Here is a 23,676-nt window from a genome sequence, read left to right on the forward strand (position 1 = left end):
GATGATCCGGAGCTTCTTACGCAATCTCCATAGCGGTCCGCTCGCGCTGCAGCTCCGGCGGTTCGTCATCGTCGGAGCCGTCACCGCCGGGATTCAGATGCTGCTGCTGTGGCTGTTCGTCGACACGGTCGGCCTGTACTACCTCGTCGGCGCGGTGATCGCGATCGAGATCACGATCGTGCTCTCGTACGTCCTCAACAACGCCTGGACGTTTCAGGCGACACAGAACACCGGGACTGCGGAGTATCTGTTCGGACTCCTCAAGACGAACGTCGTCCGCGGGACGGCGATTCCGATCCAACTCGCGGTGCTGTATCTGCTCGTCGAGTGGCGAGCCGTCCCGTATCTGGTCGCGAACGGCGCCGCGATCCTGATGAGCGGGATCTATCGCTACGTTCTCGACGCGAAGTGGACGTGGGGGCAGTAGCGGTCGAGGGCAGGGCCGCCCGCGAGGTCGGCGAGACGGCTATGTACCGTGACTCCAGCTATCCATATACTCCGCCTGCGTCTCCGTCAGCGAGTCGATGTCGACGCCCTCGGCGTCGAGTTTGATCTCTGCGACCTCCCGGTCGAGGTCGTCGGGGACGTCGTGGACGCCGGCGTCGTACTCCTCGCCGTGTTCGACGAGTTCGCGGACGCAGACCGCCTGAATACCGAACGACTGGTCCATCACCTCCACGGGATGGCCGAGCGCGATCGGCGAGGCGAGGTTGACGAGGCGGCCCTCGGCGATGACGTTGAGACGACGACCGTCGGCCATCTCGTAGGCGCGGACGCCGTCGCGAGCCTCGTACTCGTCGACAGCGAGGGCCGAGAGCGCGTCGAGGTCGATCTCGACGTCGAAGTGGCCGGCGTTCGCGAGCAGGACGCCGTCGTCCATCACCTCGAAGTCTTCGCGGGTGATGACGTCGCGGTTGCCGGTCGTCGTGACGAAGACGTCGCCGATCTCGGCGGCCTCGTTCATCGGCATCACGTCGTAGCCTTCCATATGCGCTTCCAGCGCGCGGCGCGGTTCGACCTCGGTGACGATGACGTTCGCGTTCTGGCCGGCGGCCTTCTTCGCGACGCCCTTCCCGCAGTAGCCGTAGCCGGCGACGACGACGTTCTTGCCGGCGTAGGAGAGGTTCGTCGTCATCGCGATCGTCGCGAGCGAGGACTCGCCGGTGCCGTGGACGTTGTCGAAGAGGCGCTTCATCGGCGTGTCGTTGACGGCGAAGACCGGGTAGCGGAGTTCGCCGTCGTCGTCCATCGCGCGCAGTCGGTGGACGCCGGTCGTCGTCTCCTCGGCCCCGCCGACGATGGTGTCGATGAGTTCGGGGTAGTCCTCGTGGATGGCGTAGACCATATCCATCCCGTCGTCGACGGTGATCGTCGGCTCGTGGTCGACGACCGACTCGATGGCGGCGTAGTAGTCGTCCTCGCCGACGCCGCGCTTGGCGTAGGAGGTGATGTCGTCGTTGGCGTCGAGCGCCGCGCTCACGTCGTCGTGCGTCGAGAGGGGATTACAGCCGGTGATGGCGACCTCGGCGCCGCCGAGCGCGAGGAGTTCGACGAGGTTCGCGGTTTTGGCCTCGACGTGCATCGCCATCCCGATCGTCTGCCCGGCGAGCGGTTTCGACTCTCGGAACTGCTCGCGCAGTTCCCGGAGAATAGGCATATGCTGGAGCGCCCAGTCCATCTTCCGACGGCCCTCTTCGCGAGCGGACTCGAAGTCGTCGAGTTGCTCTCCGATAGGCGGGTACGTACTCATACCCCGGCGTTCGGTCAGGTGCGGCAAAACGCTACCGAACCCCTATTTTGTTGCGTGGAAGCGGTCGGCCACGACGAGCGCCGGCCAAAATCTGACCTACAGTCGCATTTGCACCTGATTGCGCACCCGAGCGCACGACAGTGTCTGCTCGGGTGCGTGAAGACTTGCAAATGCGACGATATCAGCAGTCGATTCGACAGCGCGCGGCAGAATCTTTCAAGACTCGTGGCCCACAATAGTCGTTGTAGATGTCTGCACCTGATGGTGAGCAGCGTCGTGGCGAGGGCGGCGCTGAAACCACGCTACCGCGGTCAAAGGCGCTCACGCTTTTGGCGAGCGATACCGGCGTCGCGCTCCTCCGAGCGGCAGGGCGGCCAGCCACGGCCTGCGAACTCAGCGATCGGTCCGGCGTACCGCTGTCGACGGTGTATCGGGAGACCAGTAAACTCGTCGACGCGGGGTTACTGGAAGAAACCGTCCGCGTAGACGTCGAGAACGGGCGGCACGCGAGCGTCTACGAGCGATCGATCGAATCGCTGACCGTCTCGGTCACGGACGATGGCGTCGACGTCGTCGCCGAGTGATCACTCCGCGCGCGCGACGAGGTCGACCGCGCGTCGTCGCGCCGTCTCGACGACCTGCTTTTCGTCGAGGGTCGTGAGTTCGCGATCCTGCATCAGAATCTGTCCGTCACAGACCGTATGGCGGACGTCCGAGCCGCGAACGGCGTACGCCAGATGGCTCACGAGATCGTGCGCGGGCGCGAGGTGCGGCGCGTCGAGGTCGACGATCGCGAGATCCGCGGCGGCGCCGGCCTCCACGCGGCCACCAGGGAGCGAAAGCGCCTCGGCGCCGCCCTGCGTCGCCATCTGCACGGCCGCTTCCGCGGGGACGGCCGAGGCGTCGTCGGCCCCGAGTTTGCCGATCATCGCGGCGTCGCGGAGTTCGTCGAAGAGGTCGAGGTCGTTGTTCGAGGCGGCGCCGTCGGTGCCGAGACCGACCGTCACGCCCGCGTCGAGCAGTTTCTGCACCGGCGCGATCCCGGAGGCGAGTTTCATATTCGACGCCGGGCAGTGGACGACCGCCGTGCCGCGCTCGGCCAGCAGGTCGATCTCGCTCTCGTCGACGTGGACGCCGTGTGCGAGGAAGTCCGACTCCGAGAGGAGGCCGACGTCGTCGGCGTACGCGAGTGGACGCTCGTCGCGCTCGGCGACGATCGGCTCGACTTCGTCCCGAGTCTCGTTGGCGTGCGTGTGGATCGGGATTCCGGCGTCGTGCGCGTCGGTGACGGCCTCACGGAGGAGGTCCTCGTCGACGGTCGTCAGCGAGTGCGGCATCACGGCCGTTCGGATCCGGCCGTCGGCGGCGCCGTCGTACTCGCGAGCGACGTCGAGGCTCTCCTGGACGTCTGCGCGGGCCTCCGCCTCGTCCTTCCCGACGGTGACGACGCCGTGACCGACGCGGGCGCGCATTCCCGCCTCGTCGACGGCCTCGACGATCTCGGGGACGTGGAAGTACATATCCGCGAACGTCGTCGTCCCCGAGCGGATCATCTCGACGAGACCGAGTTCGGTGCCGGCGCGGACGTCCTCGGCAGTGAGCGCTGCCTCAGCAGGCCAAATGTCCTCGCGGAGCCACGCGTCGAGCGGCTTGTCGTCGGCGTAGCCCCGGAGAAGCGTCATCGCGACGTGAGTGTGTGCGTTGACTAATCCGGGCATCACGAGTCCGCCCGAGGCGTCGAGCATCTCGTCGGCGTCGTGTTCGGTCGCCAGATCCGAGCCGACAGCCTCGATCCGGCCGGCCGCGCGGTCGATCAGCACGTCTGCGTCCACGACGTCGCCGTCGGGGCGGAGCACCCGGCCGCCGGCGACGAGGAGCGTATCGGAAGCCATACACGCCGGTACCGACGGCGCGCGTATGACACTGTCGTCTGGGTTTCGTTCGGGGAAACGGCTGGTCAGCCGTCGCCTGAGCCCGTTCGGGGACACGACTGGCCAGGAGCGCACGGACGAAATCGTTCTGGAGCGTCGGTGACGACGCCTCTCGCAGAACTTAAACCGGGGCGCGACGAACGCCCGCGTATGAGCGACGACGAGAACGGGGGGCGACGTGACCTCCGGATGCCCGACGACGACGAGGTGTTCGCCGTCGTCACGAATATGCTCGGGGCGAACCGCGTGAAGGTCCGGTGTGCCGACGGCGTCGAGCGCACCGCACGAATCCCCGGCCGGATGCAAAAGCGCATCTGGATCCGCGAGGACGACGTCGTCCTCGTCGAACCGTGGGACTGGCAGGACGAGAAAGGGGACATCACCTGGCGCTACGAGAAGTCCGAGGCCGACCAGCTCCGCGAGGAAGGACACATCCAGTGATCCGAGTGTCGGCGTGGGCCCGACGCGGGGACGTTCTCGACGGAGTGGAGTCCGTGGCCGGGACCGACGCCGACGCCGTCTTTTCGTACAGCGACTCAGACCGAACTGCCGACCCACACCAATGAGTGATCCAGACGAGTACGGGTTTCTGGAGCCCGAGGAGGCCGAGGGTGTGGGCGACGAGTGGGAAGAGATCGACGTCACCGACACCGAGGCCGACCGGATCGCCCGGCGTCGGGACCGCGAGTTCGACGAGTTCCGCAAGCGCCTGAAGGACGCCGATCAGTTCAAAGTCGAGCAGTCGGTCTTCGACGACGCCACGTTCGCGGCGATCTACAAACTCGTCCAGGACGGCTACGTCGACGCCTTCGGCGGACCGATCTCGACCGGCAAGGAGGCGAACGTCTACGAGGCGCTCGGGAGCAAAGACGGCGAGGAGCGCGACGTCGCCGTCAAGATCTACCGCATCAACGCCTCGAACTTCCGGCAGATGCGCGAGTATCTGGAGGGCGACCCCCGATTCGAGGGCCTCGGAAACGACAAAAAGCAGATCGTGCTCGCGTGGACCCGCAAGGAGTTCGCGAACCTCAAACGGGCGCGAGAAGCGGGCGTTCGCGTCCCCGAACCGATCGCCGTCGAGCGCAACGTCCTCGTGATGGAACTCGTCGGGCTCGTCGAAGACCGCGCCCGGCGACTGGCCGAAGTCGACGTCGAGAACCCCGAGACGGCCTACGAAGTCGTGCGTGAGTATATGCGGCGGCTCTACTCCGCGGGGCTCGTCCACGGCGACCTCTCGGAGTACAATATGATCATCCACGACGGCGAACTCGTCGTGATCGACCTCGGACAGGCGGTGACGATTCATCACCCGAACGCCGACGAGTTCCTCCGCCGCGACTGCCGCAACGTGGCCGCGTTCTTCAGTCGACAGGGACTCGACGTGAGCGGGACGGACCTCTACGACTTCGTCACCGAAGTCGAACCGGAACCGGCCGGGACGCCCGAGGACGCGGACGACGCCGACGCATAAATTGTGGCTGCTACAGTGGCGTTTGCAACCGATTGCACAGCCGATCGCACGACCGCGTGCGGTTAGGTGAGAACTTGCAAACGCCACTATAGGGCGTGTGACCACGGTACATTCTCGAACAAACTCTTAAACCGTTCCGCCGGGTAGCGAGGTGTATGAAACACGTAAAGGTCCCGCAGGACCGCATCGGCGTCCTCATCGGCGAGGGTGGTGAGACGATGCGCGAGATCGAACGCCGGGCCGAAGTACGTCTCGACATCGACTCCGAGAGCGGGGCGGTCGCCATCGACGACGTCGGCGATCCCGTGAGCGGAATGCTCGCCCCCGACGTGGTTCGGGCGATCGGGCGCGGATTCACGCCCGAGGCGGCGCTGTCGATCCTCGACGACGAACTCCGGACGTTCGAACTCGTCGACCTCGAATCGCACACGCGAAACAAGAACGACCTCCAGCGACAGAAAGGCCGTCTCATCGGCGAGAACGGACGGACGCGGGAACTGATGGAGGAACTCACCGGTGCCGAAGTCGTCATCAAGGGGACGACCCTGGGCGTCATCGGTCAGCCCGAAGAAGTCGACGCTGTCCGCCGGGCCGTCGGGATGATCCTCGACGGGGCTCCCCACGGTGCGGTCTACTCGTTCCTCGAACGGAAGCACAACGAACTGACGCAGGGCTTCGACGTCCGACAGTCGGGCTAATACTGTCGGACAGAGCTGTGTGAAGCGTATCGGCACCCCGCAGGGGCCAAAACGATTCACGGACTGCTGTCCGACAGTATAACTCGGCCGCTGGATCGCCGAGGCACTCGTTCTTCCACTATCAGGCGATTCGATCCAGCGGCGCGGCCGCGTCTACGACGGCGGAACGGCAAGCGGCAGTATACCTCGTGGTATCACAGGAATAGCCGCGCAGAAGGTCGGTGCTACGCCGCCCCGTGTTCGTCGCAGAGATACGACGCGACTTGCCGCGCGGCGTCGGCGTCGAGTACCCAGACGCCGTCCCACTCCTCGTCGTCTTCGGTGATGGCGACGAGCGCAGCGCCCTCGGCCTCGCTATCCGGCGGCGGTGCGAAGACGACGAACCAGCCGTTTCGGATCTCCGGGACGTCGTCGTTGTGGACGGCCACAGACCACGTATCGAACGGGCGCGGATCGCCGATGCCGTAGACGTGCAGGTCGAGGTCGGTCTGCGATAGCTGTTCGTACGCTCGTGCGGTGCCACGCTCGTCGGTGATTCGCGAGAGCCGCTGAAAGCCAGTGTGAAGTTCGCCGGCCCCGTGCTGCAGCGCCATCGCCTCGATGTACCGGGAGATTTCGATGAGGAGCAGTTTGCCTTTCGTACCGGCCGGGTAGCCGCGGACGCGGAAGCGGGTGCCTTCCAGGTTGCGGACGACTTCGGGAGTCTCGACTTCCGAGAGCGGACGCGTACCCGTGATGTAGATGTCCGAGTTGACCGCAAGAATCGAGTCGCGAACGTCGCTGAACGCCGATTCGGCGACGACGCTGCCGTCGCGGCGCAACTGGACGACGTTCGAATCGGACAGAACGCGGCTGACCTCCGAGACGGAAACGGACTGCTCATCGAAGAGCGACTCCAGCATTTGTGCGACCATCGGCGGCTGGTCGCTGTTGACTATAGAGAGGGACGCGGTGTGGCCGTCGTCCGCAAATTCGTCGATGAACTCCCGGAGCGTCATCGAACGTTCGTAAGGCGAGTTCGGATAATAGGGCTTTGCATAAGCGTGACCGAAGTGAGAATATAAAACATCATTATGTCAACTTTTACCACGGCTTTCGTCGTCCGCAGTCGGGTTTCTGGAGCCGGTAGCGTTACTTTTTTATAGAATCACAAACAATCAACGGTTGATTATGTCTCAGCGAATGCAGCAGGGTCAGCCCATGATCATCCTGGGCGAAGACTCCCAGCGCACACAGGGGAAGGACGCGCAGTCGATGAACATCTCGGCGGGGAAGGCGGTCGCCGAGTCCGTCCGGACCACGCTGGGTCCGAAAGGGATGGACAAGATGCTCGTCGACTCCGGCGGATCTGTCGTCGTCACGAACGACGGCGTAACGATCCTCAAGGAGATGGACATCGACCACCCCGCGGCGAATATGATCGTCGAGGTCTCCGAGACCCAGGAAGACGAGGTCGGCGACGGGACCACGACGGCTGTCGTCGTCGCTGGTGAACTCCTCGATCAGGCCGAGGAGCTCATCGAGCAGGACGTCCACGCTACCACCATCGCACAGGGGTACCGCCAGGCCGCAGAGAAGGCCAAGGAGATCCTCGAGGAGAACGCCATCGAGGTCTCCGAGGAGGACCGCGACACCCTCGTCAAGATCGCCGAGACGGCGATGACCGGCAAGGGCGCCGAATCCTCGAAGGACCTGCTGGCCGAACTCGTCGTCGACGCCGTGCTCGCGGTCGCCGACGAAGAGAGCATCGACACGGACAACGTCTCCGTCGAGAAGGTCGTCGGCGGCTCGATCGACAACTCCGAGCTCGTCGAGGGCGTCATCGTGGACAAAGAGCGCGTCCACGAGAATATGCCGTACGGCGTCGAGGACGCCGACGTCGCGCTGTTCGACGGTGCCCTCGAAGTTCGCGAGACCGAGATCGACGCCGAAGTCAACGTCACCGACCCCGACCAGCTTCAGCAGTTCCTCGACCAGGAAGAAGAACAGCTGAAAGAGATGGTCGATCAGCTCGTCGACGTCGGCGCTGACGTGGTCTTCGTCGGCGACGGCATCGACGACATGGCCCAGCACTACCTCGCGAAGGAGGGCATCCTCGCGGTCCGCCGCGCGAAGTCCTCCGACCTGAAGCGGCTGGCCCGCGCGACCGGCGGCAACGTCGTCGGCTCGCTCGACGACATCGAAGCCGACGACCTCGGCTTCGCCGGCTCCGTCGCCCAGAAGGACATCGGCGGCGACGAGCGCATCTTCGTCGAGGACGTCGAGGACGCCAAGTCCGTCACGCTCATCCTCCGCGGCGGCACCGAGCACGTCGTCGACGAACTCGAACGCGCGATCGAGGACTCCCTCGGCGTCGTGAAGACGACGCTCGAAGACGGGCAGGTTCTGCCCGGCGGCGGCGCCTCCGAGACCGAGCTCTCGATGGAGCTCGCCGAGTTCGCCAGCTCCGTCGGCGGCCGCGAGCAGCTCGCGATCGAGGCCTTCACCGAAGCGCTGGACGTCATCCCGCGCACCCTCGCTGAGAACGCCGGTCTCGACCCCATCGAGTCGCTCGTCAACCTCCGCAAGGAGCACTCCGACGGCGACTTCGCTGCCGGTCTCGACGCCTACACCGGTGACATCGTCAACATGGAGGACGACGGCGTCGTCGAACCTCTCCGCGTCAAGACGCAGGCCATCGAGTCCGCCACCGAGGCGGCCGTGATGATCCTCCGCATCGACGACGTCATCGCCGCTGGCGACCTCAAGGGCGGCAGCAGCGACGACGGCGGCGACGAAGGCGGCGCACCCGGCGGCGCCGGCGGTATGGGCGGTATGGGCGGCATGGGCGGTATGGGCGGCGCAATGTAAGCGTCCTCTCAGGAAAACGCCTACACCACACCCACGACCCCCTGCCCGAACCGCGCGCCGAACGTCCGCAGGCACTGATTTTCTTTTCGACGACCCGACGAGCGACGCTGCGATAGCGGCGCAGAAAGGCTTTGTCGGTCGGGCGTGATTGATCGGCCGATGGGCGATCCGGCCTGCTACAGAGCGGCGTGTCCAGTGTGTGACGCGCAGGTGACGATCGTCGACGACGAGTGTCCGGAGTGCGGACAGCGAATAGAAATTCGGAGGGCGTGACGGACCGCGTCGGTCCTCACTCGGTCCGGTCGATGTCGATCTGTTCGCGGATGGCGGCCAGTTCTTCGGAGTCGGCTAACGCTTCGACCTGCGTCCGGAAGTGCCGCTCACAGAGCCCGACCTTGATTCCGTCCTTCTCCGCGGCGTACGCGGCGTCCCGGTCGCAGTAGTGGCACTTCATACACCCTCTTTGGTGCCGCTCGGGGTTTAACTCTATGCTCCCGGCTATCTACACCGAGAACGGCGTCAGACGCCCGACAGACGGGCGGCGAACGGCTCGAACGCCGACCGTGGCGGTCCGGTCACGCCCAGCGTACGGTCGTGGGCGTCCGAGCCACCGAGTCGTAGAAGCGCTGCATCCTGAGCGACCTCGTCGACGAGCGCACCGTCTTCGCGGTCGGCGCTCGCGCCGCCGTACGGGTAGTAGCGCTCGACGGCGTCGAGTTCGCGGGCGCGCGCTAAGGCGCTCTCGGGGTCGGGATAGCGGAACGGGTGTGCGAGTCCGACGACCGCACAGGAATCTCGCAGGGCGTCGACCCCCGCCGAGAAGGAGGGAACGTATCGCTCGACGTAGCAGGGACCGCCGTTGCCGATCAGGTGTTCGAACGCGCCGTCGTAGTCGTAGGGAGCGTCGCTCTCGTCGATCGCGCGGGCGATGTTCGGCCGCCCGATGCCGTCGCGTAGTTCCACGTCGAGGTCGACGCCGAGACGTTCCTCGACGCGCGCGACGATCTCCGCGCCGCGGCGCTTCCGGTTCTCCTGGATGCGTCTGGTCAGCGATAGGATCGACTCGGTGGCCCCGACGCCGTACCCCAGGAGGTCGAGCCGCTGGTCGCCGGCGTCGACGCGGAGTTCGATCCCGCGAACGATGGTGACGCCGTCGCGCGTCGTCACCGGCGCGTCGAGTTCCGGGTGGATCCGGTCGTGGTCCGTCACGGCGACGACGTCGACGCCGCCGTCGCGGGCGACCGCCGGGAGTTCGGGAACCGTCAGGACTCCGTCGGACGCAGTGGTGTGAACGTGGAGGTCCGCCGCCGGTGAACTGTCGGCCGCCGCGTCGCTATCGTCGACCGCCGAGGTCGCGTCGTCGCGTTCCCGTGTCACGTCGGAGAGTCGGCGGTGCCGTTTCAAAGCCCTTGCGCCCCGTGTAAAATGTACTCGTGATAAAACCATCCGTGACAAGTGTTCCCGTGAGAGCCATCCACGATTAAAGATGATTAAGGAATTTAGAGACCTCATACTCCATCATAGAAAACCATTAAGAATACCCAGCACTCAGAGTGGAGTGTAATGCGCTTGAACCGCACCGGCGATCTCATCGGCGGTCACGAGTTCCCGGCCACGACCGAGGACCTCATCGAGGCGTACGGCGACCAGACTATCGAACTCCCCAACGGGACCGCGCGCCTCGGAGACGTACTCGCTCGTGCGGGCTCTGAGACCTACACCAGCGCCGACGACGCCCACTCGGCGCTCCTCTGTGGCCTCGGTCACGAGGCCATCGGTCGCCGGTACTACAGCGATCGAGACGCCTACGCGACAGGCGAGGAAGGTCCGCAACAGGTGTCCTTCTGAGATAGAGACGTAGCGCGACAGACGGCTTTTTGAGGTATTCTACAGGCTGAGCAGGCCGAGTGCCTCGGGGTCATACGGAAATATTCGATTTCCGTGATGACGAGAATCGGAGACTCTCGAACCACTTGACCCCGAGGCGGTTCACACAGGCACGTCGAGCGGGACGTTCCCCTTCGTGTAGCCTTCGACGCGACCGGACGGCCTGAGTCGGAAGACCACGGCCGGCCGGTGGTGCACGTCCGGCTGCTCGGCGAGTATCGACTGCCACTCGTCGTCGGGAAACGACGAGCAGTCGACGAAGAGGACGACGCCGCCGCCGTGTTTTTCCAGTTGCCCATCGGACTTCGTCGCTGCCGTGTCGCGGACGGCCGCGATCGGCGTGCCCGCGCGACGCTGTCCCGTCGGCGTCGGCCGCGTCACTTCGACGAGGACGGACTCGTCGTCGCTTTCGGCCCGGTAGTCGATGGCGTGTCCCGTCGATACTTCGATCTCCGGTTCGATGTCGTAGCCGTCGTCGACGAGCAGATGGCCGGCGTTGAACTCTCCCATTGCGGCGGTCATCCGCGTGAGGTCGAGGTACTCGGAGGTACCGAGTTTGCCGGCCATCACCTCCCGCCAGTCGTCTAAGACGCGCGTGCGGAGGAACGACTCGTAGAATTCGAGGGCCTCCTCGCGGGTGACGTCGGGGAAGCCAGCGGCGTGATCGTCGAAGAACTCGCGGGTCGTCTCGCGGCCGTCTTTCGAGAGGAAGACCGGCAGGAAGAACCACGAGAGGTGCGGGTACGGTTCGAGCCACGGGCTCTCCTCGTGCAGTTGTGCGGTGAGCTCTCGCGTGGCCCACCGCGAGACGTCGTCGGGGATCGCCTCGAAACTGTACTTGTCCGTGCGCCAGAGCGCCTCCGGCGTCTCGGTGTTCCCGAGCCAGTAGGCCTCGTCGTCGTTCCACAGAAACAGCGCGATGTCGCCGTTGTCCATCTCGAATCGCTCGCCCGAATATCGGGCGGGCTGTTTGAACCACGGACTGCGACGGGTCGCACCGAGATTCCGATCTAGATCGCGATAGATTTGTCCGACCACCCGGCCCTCCGTCCAGCGGCTGGGGGCGTGTCGAAAGCGTAGTGGGCGTGCCACACTGTACAGTAGCGGTTCAATCGGTTTATACTGTCGCCTCGGAGCGGTCGAGAGTTGTCACGGTGTCGAAATCACGAGGAGAAACCCCCAGACGGCGATACATATATGTGGGTGACACTCTCACGGTATGATGTACCATGTCGATGGGCGCATACGACGACGACGAACACGAGCGTCGTGAGCGGAAGAACGGTGCAGTCGATACGGACTTCTCCGACGACCGGACAGTGTATCGAGGGTCCGTAGAGTACGACTCCGGCGACTCGACAGAAGCGCTCCTCGACCAGTTCAAACAGTTGCAGGGTGAGTGAGGCCGGGCGACGCGGGGTGAGCGTCGCCGACGCCACTCCTCCGTTCTGCCGAGCGGAGCCGACCTTACCCTTCGAGCGGAGCGGCCGTCACGCGAAGCGTCGCCATCGCCGCTAGAGAGACGACAGTGACTGCGACGATGTGGCCGCCGACGGCCAGTAGCAACACCGGCCTATCGAGGACGAACGGGACCATCGCGAGTTGCGTCAGGCCGAAGACGACGTTGAGCGCGTCGAGACGGCGGAGTCGGTGCGCCGTCTCGGCGTCGAACGAGTAGCGCCACGAGCGCCACAGCGCGACGACGGCGGCCCACCACGAGGTGCCGATGCGGTAACAGAGGTCCCAGAGGATCAAGAGCGTGAGATACACGACCGGGATCGGCGGGTCGGGACCGAACAGCCACTCGAAGAGCGTCGGATCGGCGGTCCGCGGGTCGAAGACGAACAGATGCGTCACGAGTGCGACGAACGCGAGAATCCCGAGTACGACCTCGATGCTCGACCCGAACAGCAGACGACGATACGGTTCCGGGAGGTCGAGGCGGCGCGTCCGTCGCCCGAACTGCCGCATCACGCCGCTGCCGACCGCAGCGACGGCGACGGCGACCGTTCCCGGCAGGACGGCCGTCCAGAGGTCGTAGTACCACGCGAGGGCGAGCACGCCGGTCTGAAAGATCGCCAACTGGATCGCGATGGCTTGCAGGTCCGAGAGGTCGATCCCGGGGACGGCACCGACGATGCTCTCGTAGACCCAGGTGTCGCCGTACCGCTCGACGCCGCTCTCGTAGCGCGGATTCGGCCGGGCCATCACCGATCGAGCGGCCGGACGGTGGGTTCGGAGACGGTCCCGCCGTCGGCCGTCGGCGTTTCGCCCTCGTCTCCGGCGACCGCCGCGCCGCCACGTCCCTCACGGGTCGTCGCCTCGGCCTGAAGCGCTTTCCTGATGGCTTCGTCGAAGGGCGTCAGATCGACGTCGACGAGCGACTCGATCCGGTGATCGCGCACGACGACGGGGTTCTTCAGCCCCTCGATCAGGGGACGGGCGACCGGGGCCGGAACGTCCGTGACCAGCCCGATCCACAGCGAGGAGAGTTTCGGGGAGAGGATCGGCACCGGAACGATCGTGGGGGCGCGCCCGCGCTGACGACCAACCCGGATCAGGATCTCCCGGTAGGTCAGCACGTCCGGGCCGCCGATCTCGTAGGTTTCGCCCGCCGTCTCGGGCACGTCGAGAACGCCCACGAGGTACGCGATGGCGTCGTCGACGAAGATTGGTTGACACTTCGTCTCGACCCAGCGCGGCGTCACCATCACCGGAAGGCGCGAGGCCAACTGTTTGATCATATCGAAGCTCGCAGAGCCCGCGCCGATCAGGATCGCGGCCCGCAGCGTCGTCAGCGCGTACTCGCCCTCGCCGAGGATGTTCTCGACTTCCCGGCGCGAGCGGAGGTGCTCGGAGAGTCGGTCCCGTTCCTCGCCGAGGCCGCCGAGGTAGACAACGCGCTCGACGCCGTGTTCGGAGGCGGCGTCGGCGAAACTCCGCGCGGCCTGCCGGTCGCGTTCCTCGAAGTCGGCGCCCGAACGCATCGAGTGGACGAGGTAGTAGGCGGCGTCGACGTCGAGCGCCGACTCGAAGCTTCCGGGCTCCAAGAGGTCGCCCTCGACGACGCGGACCTCCGGCGGCGCGTCGTACCGCGACGCGTCCCGAACGAGTACCGTCACGTCGTGACCGGCGTCGAGAAGGGCGGGAACGAGACGGCCACCGACGAACCCGGTCGCACCCGTTACGAGAACTCTCATACCGGTGAATGGATCCGTAGCTTGTTAACAGTTCTCGCCGGTCGTCGGTCGGCAGCGGAAAGCAGGAGACGGCTACGCGTCGTCGATCGCGTCCCAGCCCGGCGTCTGCGGCGCGCCGCGTGACACCTCGACGTCGTCGCCGGACGGCGGGTCACTCGCCCGCTCACCGGGGGCACCGGCGGCCTCCGTCCACTCGCGAATCGCTTGTCCGGCCCACGAGTCGGCGTCGAGTACGTCCGCGGTCGCGGCCGCGGCGCGCCCGTCGTCGACGGAGAGCGACCCGGGATGCGATCCCGCGGCGGCCCCGACGAACGCCGCGCGGTCCGTGTCGGTGAGTTCGCCCCGCTGCATCCGGTCGACGACGCCGTCGAGGTCGTCGGGGTCGGGGTAGCCGAACACCTTCGCACCGATCGCCTGCGGCCCGAGCAGCAGGCCGCTGTACTCACCAGGGGCGTCGTCGAGCAGTCGTTTCCCGTCGTGCTCGGCTTCGACGCGTTCGCACTCGGTCTCGACGCCGAGGTCGAGGTTGTGACTCGGATACGCCGAACACTCCTCGGGGTAGAGGTCGCCCTCGTGGATTCGACACTGGAGCGTCTCGGGGTCTAAGAACGCACAGGCGGACAGCCACCGCGGTTCGGTTCCGAACGGGGCGACGGGCTTCGGTGGTTTCCGCAGGCCGACGAAGAACGCCGGTCGTCCGTCGATCGCGGCGAGCCGAACGCCGTCGACGACGATACCGGGCGTCTCCTCGTCGACGCGCCAGAGCCGCGGTGTCAGGACGTCGCCGAGTCCCCGCTCGACGAACCGTGCGACCTCGTCGCGCGTCAGGGGCACGAGGTTGTACGCGTCGTCGAGCGGTTCGCCGGGACCGCGGCGCTCGTGATCGGACGGCGAGTCGGCGATGGGTCGCCAGTCGAGACAGCAGCCGGCGCAGTTCTCACAGTTCAGTTCCATCGTCGATCACTCCCGGTCGTCAGCGTCTGGGTGCGAGTCAGCGTCTGCAGTGTTTTCGTCTGCGTCCGCGACCTCTGCGTCCGGGTCGCGGTCGCGGACGACGAGCACGGGCGCGACCGCCCCCTCGGCGACGCGCTCGGCGTCCTCACCGAGCAGCACGGCGAGCAGCGACTCGCGGCCCTCGCCCATCACGATGATATCGGCCTCGTCCGAGCGGTCGACGATGTCGTGAATTTGCAGCATCGCGGTCGTCGTCTCCGTGGTGATCTGCTCGGCCGGGAGGCCCCGTCCGCGGAGTCGCTCGGCCGCACGATCGACCGCGCTCTCGGCGTCGAACTCCGAGCCCTCGCCGGCGGCGATTCCCCAGAGCGTCACGTGGCCCGTACCGCCGGCGAGCAGCGTCGCGACGAGATCCGCGAGCCGGCCGCCGTCGATCGCGCCGCGGATCGGCACGAGCACCTCCGAGATTTCGCCGGTCGGATTCGGCAGGAGGATCGCTGTCGCGCCCAGTTCGGCCGCGATCCGGTCGATCGTCTGCTCGCGGTCGTGGGTGAACACGACGCGCGTCTCCGGGTCGCCGCCGGCGTCGATGAACGACTGCGCGATGTCGTCGACGGCCTCTTGCGCCCGGTCTTCGAACTGCATACTCGCCTGCTCGGTCGGCGTCTGCTCCGGCAAGACGTGGTAGCCGAGGACGATCACGTCCGCCGGCGCGAGGAACTCGACGACCGTATTCGGGATCGTCTGTCCCTCCAGCACCTCGACCGGGAGGAGGATCACCGGCGGCTCGCGGATCGCGAGGTCGGCGTCGATCGGGTTCTCACCCGGAAGATCACCCCACATCTACAGCACCCCCTTGAGTTGGACGTCGCTGGCGTAGTACTTGTACCACCCGGCGGATGCGAGCATAATCGCGACGCCGACGATCTGTGAGGTCGGCTGCATAAACAGGATCAGCCCCGCGCTCGCGACGGCGCCGAGTCCCGCGACGACGCGGTGGGCGGGCACGCGGAACGCCGGGTCGTACCACTCGGGCTCGTCGCGGCGCATCACGATGAGCGCGACGCACATCAGGCAGTACATCACGAGGTGGAGGAACGAGGCGACCTCGGCGAGCACCTCCACCTCGCCGAATGCGACCAGTACGAGTACCGGTCCGCCGGCCATCGTCAGCGCGACGTGTGGCGTCCCGTAGCGGAGATTCATCCGACTCGCGAACCGGGGGATGATCTCGTCTTTGCTCACCGCGAACACCGCCCGCGACGTCGAGAGGATCGAGGCGTTCGCGCTCGAAATCGTCGCGAGCAGTCCCGCGAGGAGAATCGCGATCGCACCGCCCGTGCCGACGAAACTGCGCGCGACCTCGACGATGGCGGTCTCGCCGAACGAGGCGAGCGTCTCGCTCCCGAACGCGCTGGTGGCGACGAAGATCGTCGCGACGTAGAGGATGCCGACGATCACCACCGACGCGACCATCGCCAGCGGGAGATTCCGGCCTGGACGCTTGATGTCGCCGGCGACGGTGGCCACCTGCGCGAACCCGAGATACGAGGTGAACACGAGCGCCGCCGTCGTGAACACCGGCAGCGGCCCGAACGGCGCGAACGTCTCCGGCGTGCTCGCGCGCCCGAACACGCCGAGTGAGTCCAGCCCACCGTACCCCAGAAAGAACACCAGGATCGTCAGCAGCAGCCCGACGACGTAGTTCTGCAGCGCAGCAGCGTTCTCCGTTCCAAAGAGGTTCAGCGCGGTCAGGAATACGCCGAACAGGAGCGCGAACGGGATGACGATCGGGACGTTGCCGACGGCGACGCCGGCCTCTGCGAGGACCGCCGCGGCGTAGCTCCCGAAACCGACGAGGTAGAACGCCGTCGCGAAGACGAGTCCGAGCCAGATGCTGAGACCGACGACAGCGCCGGGGAGCGCGCCGAGCGCCCGGGAGATGAAGTAGTAGCCGCCGCCGGATTTCGGCATCGCCGTCGCCAGTTCGGACGTCGGGAGCGCGACGAACAGCGCGATGATCGCGCCGATACCGAAAGAGGCCGCTGCGGCCGGTCCGGCCCCGCCAGCGGCGAGTCCGGGGAAGACGAAGATGCCCGCGCCGATCATCGTTCCCACCCCGATCGAGATCCCTCCCGAGAGCCCGATTGTGCGCTCCAGTTCTGTCCCCGCTTCGGTGACAGTCGCCTCCTCGTCGTCGGCTGGCGGCGTTATCACCGGTGGTGTATCGCCGGCGTGGGTGTCGCTGCCGGTGGCCGACGCACCGTCGTAATCGCTCATGTCACACCAACTGTTCGACGGATGAACAGTAGAAGCCTCGGATGTATCACATTAGTAACTGTAATCCGGAGACAGCACGCGGCGAGCGTCGGCCCGACGCCACGCTCGCCGCAGGACGTATAGCCGTCGGCCACGTCGCTCCCCTATGACGAGCGAGCCTTGCGACGCGTGCGGCCGGTCGGTGCGGATCGCCGGCGGAATCGGCGACTTCTGGTCGTTCGAGACCGAGTCGACGGGCGGGATGACCCTCGAACTCGACGACGGCGGCGAGTACTTCCTGTGTCACGACTGCATCGCGCGCCTGCCTGACGACCGTGTCGTGACGAGCGAGGACGTCGAATCCCTCTGAAAAACGGCTCCTTGCCGGCCGGGTCGGCAGAACGGGGGAGTTCGTCCGTCCATAGGGTATCGTACGTCCTCATAGACATCTCCCCGTATGGTCCGGCGAGACTCTCTGAACGGTTGCGATACCCTCTATCAGTACGGCGGCGATTCCGCGTCGATGACGCCGGCGAGGTTCCCGAGTTCACCGGTCAGGAGGACCGCGAGGTCGTCGAGAGTGACGATGCCGGCGAGGGCACCGTCCTCGTCGACGACGGGCATCCGTCGGACGCCCTCGTTGCACAGTCGCGTCGAAAGCTCGAACAGACCAGTGTCCGCCTGAACGGTCACCGGGTCCGTGCTCATCATCCGCTCGGCGTCCATCTCCTCGGCATCGAGCTGGTCGGCCGCGATTCGGATCGCGATGTCGCGGTCGGTGATGAGACCGACGGGCTCGTCGCGCTCGACGACGACGACGCTGCCGACGTTCTCATCGCGCATCGTGGTCGCCACTTCGTGGACGGGTGTTTCGAGGGAGGCGGTTACGACTTCGTGGCGCATTATGTCGGAGACGGTCATCGGTCGAACACCATCGTATACACGACGTGGGAGGCAGAAAAGGAGGACCTGTCATTCTCAAATAGTGAAAATTATTGTGTTATTCGTGCAATACTGCTGAGGTGAGGTGTGGGCGTGCAGAACAGCAGACACGGTGCGGGACGGCGTCTACGATACAAGTGCTGCTGTGCCGGGTCCCGTCTGAAGGTTTTTATCCGAGAGCGGCACAGGGTCGGGTGTGGACCCCGATCGGATCCCCCCGTCGTTTCCGGCCCCGAGTTTCCGCGGCGCGCAAGAGCAGGCGCTCTCGGACATCCGAGACGCGTTCGCGGCCGGCAACGACGTCGTCCTCGTCCGCGCGCCGACCGGCAGCGGCAAGTCCCTCCTCGCGCGATCGATCGCGGGCGCGGCGGCGACGACCGACGAAGTCGCGCCCGCGGCGGCGACTGACGCCTACTACACGACGCCGCAGGTCTCTCAACTCGACGACGTCGCCGAGGATCCCCTCTTAGACGACCTGAACGTGATCAGAGGCAAGTCGAACTACACCTGTATTCTGAACGGCGAGACCGACACGCCGGTGGACCGCGCGCCCTGCGTCCGACAGGCGGGCTTCGACTGCTCGGTCCGGCACCGCTGTCCGTACTTCTCCGATCGGGCGATCGCCTCGAACCGTCGCATCGCGGCGATGACGCTGGCGTACTTCATGCAGACCGCGGGCTCGGACGTGTTCCGCAAGCGCGACGTCGTCGTGATCGACGAGGCGCACGGACTCGCCGAGTGGGCGGAGATGTACGCGACGGTGGATCTGAACCCCCGGACCGTTCCCGTCTGGGACGACGTCGGGATTCCCGACGTCACGGCCGCCGGCGACCCCGTCGAGCGGACCGTGCGGTTCGCTGAGACGCTCGCGGGCGTCTGCGAGCGCGCGAAAGACGAGTTGCTGCGGAAGCCCGAGTTGACGCCGGACGAAGCGGCGCGGCGCGACCGCCTCCAGGAGCTCCGATCGGAGCTCACCTGGTTCGTCGACGACTACCGAAATCCCGAGAGCCCGACGACGTGGGTTGTCGACCAGCCCGACGGCGAGGGGAGTCCGGTCACGATCAAGCCGCTCGATCCCGCGCGGTATCTGCACCACACGGTCTGGGAGCGGGGTAACAAGTTCGCGCTCCTCTCGGCGACGATCCTGAACAAGGCGGCGTTCTGTCGGGGGGTCGGCCTCGATCCCTCGAACGTCGCGCTCGTCGACGTCGAGCATACGTTCCCGGTGGAGAACCGGCCGCTGTACGACGTCACGCAGGGGAAGATGACCTACGACCGGCGTGACGAGACGCTTCCGAAAGTGGCGCGGACGCTCGTGCGGATTATGGCGAAGCACCGGGACGAGAAGGGACTCGTGCACTGTCACTCGTATGCGATCCAGTCGGAGCTCCGACGCCGACTCGCACAGCTCGGTCTCGGGGGTCGCGTTCGGGCGCACGACCGCGAGAACCGCGACGCCGCCTTAGAGTCGTGGAAGGCGACCGACGACCCCGACGTCTTCCTCTCGGTGAAGATGGAGGAGGCGCTCGATCTCTCCGGGGATCTGTGCCGCTGGCAAGTCGTCTGTAAGGCCCCGTATCTCAACACGAACGACTCCCGCGTCGCCCGCCGCCTCGACGACGGCCAGTGGTCGTGGTACCGCCGGGCGGCACTCCGAACGGTCATTCAGGCCTGTGGGCGGGTCGTTCGCGCCCCCGACGACTACGGCGCGACGTACCTCGCGGATTCGTCGCTACTGGACCTGTTCGAGCGCACGCGAAGCGATATGCCCTCGTGGTTCCGCGACCAGGTGAATCGGTTGTCGGCGCCGGAGCTCCCCGAGTTCGATCAGGTGGCGGCGGGCGGACAGTCAGGGTCTCGGCGAACGTCGAGCGGGCATCGGTCGTCGGCGCGCGATCGGACGGCGACCCGCACCGAGAGTCGCTCCTCGTCGAACGGGTCGAATCAGTCGAGCGGACCCGCGCGTTCGGGGAGGAACCGGGGCACATCCGAGTCTGACGACGGGCAGTCGGACCACCCGCTGTCGGACGTGTGGGGCGATACGTAGTCGGCAGCGTGGGTCTGACGGTCGTTAGAGGAGTAAGGACGCCCCGTAGGCGAACGACGACCCGACCATCAAGAGAACGAGAATGAGCGCGAGCACTTGCTGTCGATCCATAGTGGAAGTACGCTCGCATCTAATTCAATTCTTTCGCTGTCCGACCGCTCGCCTCGGCGGCAGGATACATCGAGAGCGGAGATCGGCGCGGCACATTGTGTGACTACACAGAGAATCCACGCGATACCGAAACGAATACGTAATGAACGTTAATTTGGGTTTAAGATAAAACTCAGATATGGTGATGAGGAGTACATTTGTTTTGTATTAACACGTTTCCGTGATTGTTTGAGACAGTATCTCACAGAATACTTAACACCCCCAGTGACGTGGTGATAATTGTCCGGCAATGTATACCCACGGGCTGAACACGGCGATGACCCTGTACCGGAACGGAACACTGACACTGTCGCAGGCGGCGTCGCGGGCGGGCCGCTCGAAGGACGCGTTCGAGACGGCACTCGTGCGGCACGGTATCTCGGTGCGGGAGAATCAGGCGCGGCCCGGAGCAGCGGACGCGTCTGCGAGCGCAGACTAGCATAACGGGTTTCTACTGATCTAGCGAGAGTGAGAGCCGCAGCACCGTCTCCAGCACGTCGGCCTGCTCGTGGTCCGTCGGCCTGGTCGTAGTCACTCAGAACTCTCCGTGGTTCCGTAGTCGCTCGGAAGTGTCGGTATTTTCGCCGGCGCTCGGTATCGTCGCCGTTCATACTGTCGGACAGAACGATGTGAAAATCATCGGCGCCCCGTAGGTACCAACATCATTCACGAACGTCTGTCCGACAGTATCAGAATTTGTCGTCGCCACCGTCCGCGTCGCCGCTACCGACGTTATTCGTCGCCGTCGACCGCGTCCTCGGGGAGCACGTGCAGTCCGGCGCGGCTTTTCAGTACCGGCACGGCATCCGCGTCGGCGTCGACGTACGACGGCCGGGCAATCGTCTTCGACTCGTAGGTGTCGGGATCGAGCACCTGAATCGCGTACTCGTCCTCGACGGCGACGACGGTCGTCTCGTCCGCGTCGTCGACGGTCCCGAGTTGCCGCGCGTCGGGCGTCTCGCCCTCCTCGAAGGAGGCCTCGTACTGGTCGCCGGTCGTGAGTCGAACGCCCTTGAGATTCCCGCGGACGCTCCGGACCAGCACCGGCCCGTCGTCGTCTTTTGGGTCGAGGACGTCGCCGGGCGTGAACTTCGGAAGGCGGACCGCGTAGGTCACCCGGTAGACCTCGTTGCCGTCGCTGTCCTCCGTCACGAGCGTCGGGTACTCCTTGACGTGCCCGCCGAGTTCTCTGACGATCCGCTTTGCGACGCCGCCGCCCAACTGATTCGTCGATATCTTGATGTCGGTGCCGTCGTCGGTCTCTTTCGTCTCCGAGATGAACGCGTTTCGGTCGCCGGTGTCCTCGCGCTCTTGGACGTACGACTCGGCGATCTCGACCGCCCGTGCCTCCTCCTCGGCAGTGGGCGTCCGGTCGTCGGCTCTGACCTGTACGATGCTGGCGTAGTAGCCGCCGGCGATCCGCCCGCAGCGGTCACACGTCTGTCGGGAGATGAGGACCGGCACGGTCACGCTCTCCTCGCGGTAGGTGCCGCGGACGATGCCGCTGAAGGTGCAGTGCATCCGGATCGTGTTCTCGTCGACCTGCTCGGGTTCGACGCCCCAGCGGACGTCTTCGGCCTTCAGGTGGACGCCGAGCGCCTCCGAGACCTGTTCGACGGCCACGTCGGTGTAATCGCGCGCGCCGACGTCGACCCAGCGGTTCCCCTCGTAGACTGCGCCGCACTGCGAGCAGACGCGGACCTCGATCCGCTCGGGGGCGTCGACGAGGTCGAAGTCCTCGAAGTAACAGTCGTCACAGAGGACGGCGTCGCGCTCTCGGGGTTCCCCGGGCAGGGGTTCTGATCGCTCCGATACCGGGTCCCCACACCGCGGGCAGAAGTCTCCCGAACTCATCAGCCACCGTAGACGACGGAGGCGGTTAAGCGCGACGAATAGGCGAGCGTTCGAAGACGCGAGACGGCGAGAGGCGACCGCACTGGGCGTCGGACCCACCCAGCCCCCAACACCGTTTATTACGCTGAAGGCATAGTCGGGGTATGGACTGGAAACCCGACTGGGGACTCCGGGGCCGTATGGTCCTGACGATGTTCCTGCTCTTCGCCCTCTACCTCGTCTTCGTGGGTGCGCTGTGGTGGACGGACTCGTTCTTCTATCTCCCGTTGATGGGCGCGTTCGTCCTCGCGCAGTTCTTCTTCAGCGACAAGCTCGCACTCTACAGTATGGGCGCGAAGAACGTCTCAGAAGAGGAGTACCCGGAACTGCACGCGACGATCTCACGCCTCAGCCAACAGGCGGACCTCCCGAAACCCGCAGTCGCCGTCGCCGACTCGCGCGTCCCGAACGCCTTCGCCGCCGGTCGCTCGCAGAAGAAATCGACCGTGTGCGTGACGACCGGACTCCTCCGGACGCTCGACCGCGACGAACTGGAGGGCGTGATCGCGCACGAACTCGCGCACGTGAAGAACCGTGACGTGATGGTGATGACCATCGCGTCGTTCCTCTCGACGGTCGCGTTCATGATCGTCCGGATGGGCTTTTGGTTCGGCGGCGGCCGGGACCGCCAGGGCGGGGGCGGCGGCTTCCTCGTCGCCATCGTCGCGTCGCTCGTCGTCTGGATCGTCTCGTTCGTCCTGATCCGCGCGCTCTCGCGCTACCGCGAGTTCGCCGCCGACCGCGGCGGGGCGCTCATCACCGGGAAGCCCTCGGCGCTCGCGTCGGCGCTGCTGAAGATCGACGGCCGGATGGACAAGGTCCCGAAGGAGGACCTCCGCGAGCAATCGGAGATGAACGCGTTCTTCATCGTCCCGCTGAAGAGCGACGTCATCGGCAAACTGTTCAGCACCCACCCCGCGACGGAGAAGCGCGTCGACCGCCTCCGCGACCTCGAACGCGAACTGGAGACGCGGTGAGATGATCCGGACAGAGAACGGGAGCGCGGCTGAGAACGGAGGCGGCAGCTGATGGGTCTGTTCGATACGATCCGCACGGTGCTCGGGACGAACGCCGAGGCGGACGCGACCCGCGACGCCGATCCCGAGGACCTCTTCGGGATGAGCACCGCCTACGTGACGATGGAGGCCGATCTCGGCTTCCGATCGGTCGGCGCCGCCGCCCTCTGTTTCTCCGGCGTCGACAGCACGGACTTCGAGGCGGCGGTCGACGAGGTCGAGGCGATCCTCCGCGCGGGCGAGGAAGAGACCGGGACGACCTTCGAGGTCCGCGAGGACAGCCACGGCTGGGAGTGGGTCGTCCTCCGCGACGACGACCCCGAAGACCTCGTGACGAGCGTCCACTTCGCCGCCGACGAGTTCGTCGAACGCGGCTACGGCTCGCGGCTCCTCGCCGCCGTCTTCGGCTTCGAGCGCGACGACGGGAGCGGCGAGCGCGCCTACTGGATCTACTCGTTCCGGCGGGGGTCGTACTACCCCTTCGCCCCTCGGCGCGGGAAAGAACGCGAGCAACGCCTGGAGTTCAAACTGGACTCGGTCCTCGACGGCGAACTGGAGATCGAAGGCGACGAGTCCTACTGGTATCCGATGTGGCCCGACCGCGACGGCGGCCACCCCTGGGAGTGAC

Annotated in this window: 27 protein-coding genes; 13 read left to right on the forward strand and 14 right to left on the reverse strand. The window is 65.9% G+C overall.

Going from position 1 to position 23,676, the window contains the following annotated elements; genetic code table 11:
* The first annotated feature begins 1 nt into the window (after position 1).
* On the forward strand, positions 2 to 427 hold the full coding sequence (locus tag D3D02_RS03920) for a GtrA family protein (RefSeq protein WP_121568669.1): 426 nt from the start codon (positions 2 to 4) through the stop codon (positions 425 to 427).
* Between the two features lie 39 nt (positions 428 to 466).
* Here D3D02_RS03920 and D3D02_RS03925 read toward each other — a convergent pair whose 3' ends face one another.
* Positions 467 to 1,750: an adenosylhomocysteinase gene (locus D3D02_RS03925; protein WP_121568670.1), complete on the reverse strand. Its 1,284-nt coding sequence runs from the start codon at positions 1,748 to 1,750 to the stop codon at positions 467 to 469.
* A 248-nt stretch (positions 1,751 to 1,998) separates the two neighbouring features.
* Between D3D02_RS03925 and D3D02_RS03930 the strand changes: the two genes are divergently transcribed.
* On the forward strand, positions 1,999 to 2,334 hold the full coding sequence (locus D3D02_RS03930; protein ID WP_121568671.1) for a winged helix-turn-helix domain-containing protein: 336 nt from the start codon (positions 1,999 to 2,001) through the stop codon (positions 2,332 to 2,334).
* On the opposite strand, the gene D3D02_RS03935 is transcribed toward D3D02_RS03930, so the two are convergent.
* Complete coding sequence (locus D3D02_RS03935) at positions 2,335 to 3,642, reverse strand: amidohydrolase (protein WP_121568672.1); 1,308 nt, start codon at positions 3,640 to 3,642, stop codon at positions 2,335 to 2,337.
* 189 nt (positions 3,643 to 3,831) lie between these two features.
* Here D3D02_RS03935 and eif1A point away from each other — a divergent pair, with 189 nt between their 5' ends.
* On the forward strand, positions 3,832 to 4,122 hold the full coding sequence (gene eif1A / locus D3D02_RS03940; RefSeq protein ID WP_049985645.1) for a translation initiation factor eIF-1A: 291 nt from the start codon (positions 3,832 to 3,834) through the stop codon (positions 4,120 to 4,122).
* Positions 4,123 to 4,243: 121 nt separating this feature from the next.
* Positions 4,244 to 5,152 (forward strand): serine/threonine-protein kinase Rio1, encoded by a 909-nt coding sequence (gene rio1 / locus D3D02_RS03945; protein WP_121568673.1) that lies wholly within the window; start codon positions 4,244 to 4,246, stop codon positions 5,150 to 5,152.
* 10 nt (positions 5,153 to 5,162) lie between these two features.
* On the opposite strand, the gene D3D02_RS21620 is transcribed toward rio1, so the two are convergent.
* Entirely contained in the window at positions 5,163 to 5,411 is a 249-nt protein-coding gene (locus D3D02_RS21620; RefSeq protein WP_394337707.1) for a hypothetical protein, read from the reverse strand.
* On the opposite strand from D3D02_RS21620, the gene D3D02_RS03950 reads away from it, so the two are divergent.
* The gene (locus tag D3D02_RS03950) at positions 5,308 to 5,850 is read left to right on the forward strand and encodes a KH domain-containing protein (protein ID WP_121568674.1); all 543 of its coding nucleotides are present in this window, start codon (positions 5,308 to 5,310) and stop codon (positions 5,848 to 5,850) included. The two genes, D3D02_RS21620 and D3D02_RS03950, sit on opposite strands and share 104 nt — an antisense overlap.
* A gap of 224 nt (positions 5,851 to 6,074) precedes the next feature.
* Here D3D02_RS03950 and D3D02_RS03955 read toward each other — a convergent pair whose 3' ends face one another.
* A complete protein-coding gene (locus D3D02_RS03955; protein ID WP_121568675.1) occupies positions 6,075 to 6,848 on the reverse strand; it encodes a DICT sensory domain-containing protein in 774 nt (257 codons plus the stop codon).
* Between the two features lie 202 nt (positions 6,849 to 7,050).
* On the opposite strand from D3D02_RS03955, the gene thsA reads away from it, so the two are divergent.
* Entirely contained in the window at positions 7,051 to 8,700 is a 1,650-nt protein-coding gene (gene thsA, locus D3D02_RS03960; RefSeq protein ID WP_121568676.1) for a thermosome subunit alpha, read from the forward strand.
* A 289-nt stretch (positions 8,701 to 8,989) separates the two neighbouring features.
* Here the strand turns inward: thsA and D3D02_RS20825 are convergent, their stop codons facing one another.
* Together D3D02_RS20825 and D3D02_RS03965 are read right to left on the reverse strand one after the other, a co-directional pair.
* Positions 8,990 to 9,154 carry a DUF6757 family protein gene (locus D3D02_RS20825; protein ID WP_175454563.1) on the reverse strand — a complete coding sequence of 55 codons (165 nt, stop codon included), beginning with the start codon at positions 9,152 to 9,154 and terminating at the stop codon, positions 8,990 to 8,992.
* A 65-nt stretch (positions 9,155 to 9,219) separates the two neighbouring features.
* Positions 9,220 to 10,077 (reverse strand): PHP domain-containing protein, encoded by an 858-nt coding sequence (locus D3D02_RS03965; protein ID WP_121568677.1) that lies wholly within the window; start codon positions 10,075 to 10,077, stop codon positions 9,220 to 9,222.
* A 186-nt stretch (positions 10,078 to 10,263) separates the two neighbouring features.
* Between D3D02_RS03965 and D3D02_RS03970 the strand changes: the two genes are divergently transcribed.
* Complete coding sequence (locus D3D02_RS03970; protein ID WP_121568678.1) at positions 10,264 to 10,548, forward strand: DUF2795 domain-containing protein; 285 nt, start codon at positions 10,264 to 10,266, stop codon at positions 10,546 to 10,548.
* A 141-nt stretch (positions 10,549 to 10,689) separates the two neighbouring features.
* Here D3D02_RS03970 and D3D02_RS03975 read toward each other — a convergent pair whose 3' ends face one another.
* Complete coding sequence (locus D3D02_RS03975; protein ID WP_121568679.1) at positions 10,690 to 11,679, reverse strand: DUF5784 family protein; 990 nt, start codon at positions 11,677 to 11,679, stop codon at positions 10,690 to 10,692.
* Between the two features lie 137 nt (positions 11,680 to 11,816).
* Between D3D02_RS03975 and D3D02_RS20830 the strand changes: the two genes are divergently transcribed.
* Positions 11,817 to 11,990: a DUF5786 family protein gene (locus tag D3D02_RS20830; protein WP_199723002.1), complete on the forward strand. Its 174-nt coding sequence runs from the start codon at positions 11,817 to 11,819 to the stop codon at positions 11,988 to 11,990.
* Between the two features lie 64 nt (positions 11,991 to 12,054).
* Here D3D02_RS20830 and D3D02_RS03980 read toward each other — a convergent pair whose 3' ends face one another.
* From D3D02_RS03980 to D3D02_RS04000, 5 genes are all read right to left on the reverse strand, one after another.
* Complete coding sequence (locus tag D3D02_RS03980) at positions 12,055 to 12,795, reverse strand: hypothetical protein (protein WP_121568680.1); 741 nt, start codon at positions 12,793 to 12,795, stop codon at positions 12,055 to 12,057.
* Complete coding sequence (locus D3D02_RS03985) at positions 12,795 to 13,787, reverse strand: NAD(P)H-binding protein (protein ID WP_121568681.1); 993 nt, start codon at positions 13,785 to 13,787, stop codon at positions 12,795 to 12,797. Before D3D02_RS03985 ends, D3D02_RS03980 begins: the two co-directional genes overlap by 1 nt.
* 72 nt (positions 13,788 to 13,859) lie before the next feature.
* Positions 13,860 to 14,741 carry a YkgJ family cysteine cluster protein gene (locus D3D02_RS03990; RefSeq protein ID WP_121568682.1) on the reverse strand — a complete coding sequence of 294 codons (882 nt, stop codon included), beginning with the start codon at positions 14,739 to 14,741 and terminating at the stop codon, positions 13,860 to 13,862.
* A 6-nt stretch (positions 14,742 to 14,747) separates the two neighbouring features.
* Positions 14,748 to 15,584, reverse strand: a complete 837-nt coding sequence (locus D3D02_RS03995; protein ID WP_121568683.1) for a universal stress protein — start codon at positions 15,582 to 15,584, stop codon at positions 14,748 to 14,750.
* The gene (locus D3D02_RS04000) at positions 15,585 to 17,021 is read right to left on the reverse strand and encodes an APC family permease (protein WP_121568684.1); all 1,437 of its coding nucleotides are present in this window, start codon (positions 17,019 to 17,021) and stop codon (positions 15,585 to 15,587) included.
* Positions 17,022 to 17,166: 145 nt separating this feature from the next.
* Between D3D02_RS04000 and D3D02_RS04005 the strand changes: the two genes are divergently transcribed.
* The gene (locus D3D02_RS04005) at positions 17,167 to 17,370 is read left to right on the forward strand and encodes a hypothetical protein (RefSeq protein ID WP_121568685.1); all 204 of its coding nucleotides are present in this window, start codon (positions 17,167 to 17,169) and stop codon (positions 17,368 to 17,370) included.
* 128 nt (positions 17,371 to 17,498) lie between these two features.
* Here the strand turns inward: D3D02_RS04005 and D3D02_RS04010 are convergent, their stop codons facing one another.
* Entirely contained in the window at positions 17,499 to 17,921 is a 423-nt protein-coding gene (locus D3D02_RS04010; protein WP_121568686.1) for a CBS domain-containing protein, read from the reverse strand.
* A 217-nt stretch (positions 17,922 to 18,138) separates the two neighbouring features.
* Here D3D02_RS04010 and D3D02_RS04015 point away from each other — a divergent pair, with 217 nt between their 5' ends.
* Complete coding sequence (locus D3D02_RS04015; RefSeq protein ID WP_121568687.1) at positions 18,139 to 19,989, forward strand: ATP-dependent DNA helicase; 1,851 nt, start codon at positions 18,139 to 18,141, stop codon at positions 19,987 to 19,989.
* A gap of 427 nt (positions 19,990 to 20,416) precedes the next feature.
* Positions 20,417 to 20,578: a hypothetical protein gene (locus tag D3D02_RS04020; RefSeq protein ID WP_394337708.1), complete on the forward strand. Its 162-nt coding sequence runs from the start codon at positions 20,417 to 20,419 to the stop codon at positions 20,576 to 20,578.
* 293 nt (positions 20,579 to 20,871) lie between these two features.
* Here the strand turns inward: D3D02_RS04020 and D3D02_RS04025 are convergent, their stop codons facing one another.
* On the reverse strand, positions 20,872 to 21,996 hold the full coding sequence (locus D3D02_RS04025; RefSeq protein ID WP_199723010.1) for a 60S ribosomal export protein NMD3: 1,125 nt from the start codon (positions 21,994 to 21,996) through the stop codon (positions 20,872 to 20,874).
* A 140-nt stretch (positions 21,997 to 22,136) separates the two neighbouring features.
* On the opposite strand from D3D02_RS04025, the gene htpX reads away from it, so the two are divergent.
* Positions 22,137 to 23,009, forward strand: coding sequence for a zinc metalloprotease HtpX (htpX, locus tag D3D02_RS04030; protein WP_121568690.1), 873 nt, complete (start codon positions 22,137 to 22,139; stop codon positions 23,007 to 23,009).
* A gap of 51 nt (positions 23,010 to 23,060) precedes the next feature.
* Positions 23,061 to 23,675: a hypothetical protein gene (locus tag D3D02_RS04035; RefSeq protein WP_121568691.1), complete on the forward strand. Its 615-nt coding sequence runs from the start codon at positions 23,061 to 23,063 to the stop codon at positions 23,673 to 23,675.
* The last annotated feature ends 1 nt before the right edge of the window (position 23,676 follow it).

The organism is Halobellus sp. Atlit-38R (assembly GCF_003665925.1).
Taxonomy (GTDB): domain Archaea; phylum Halobacteriota; class Halobacteria; order Halobacteriales; family Haloferacaceae; genus Haloquadratum; species Haloquadratum inordinatus.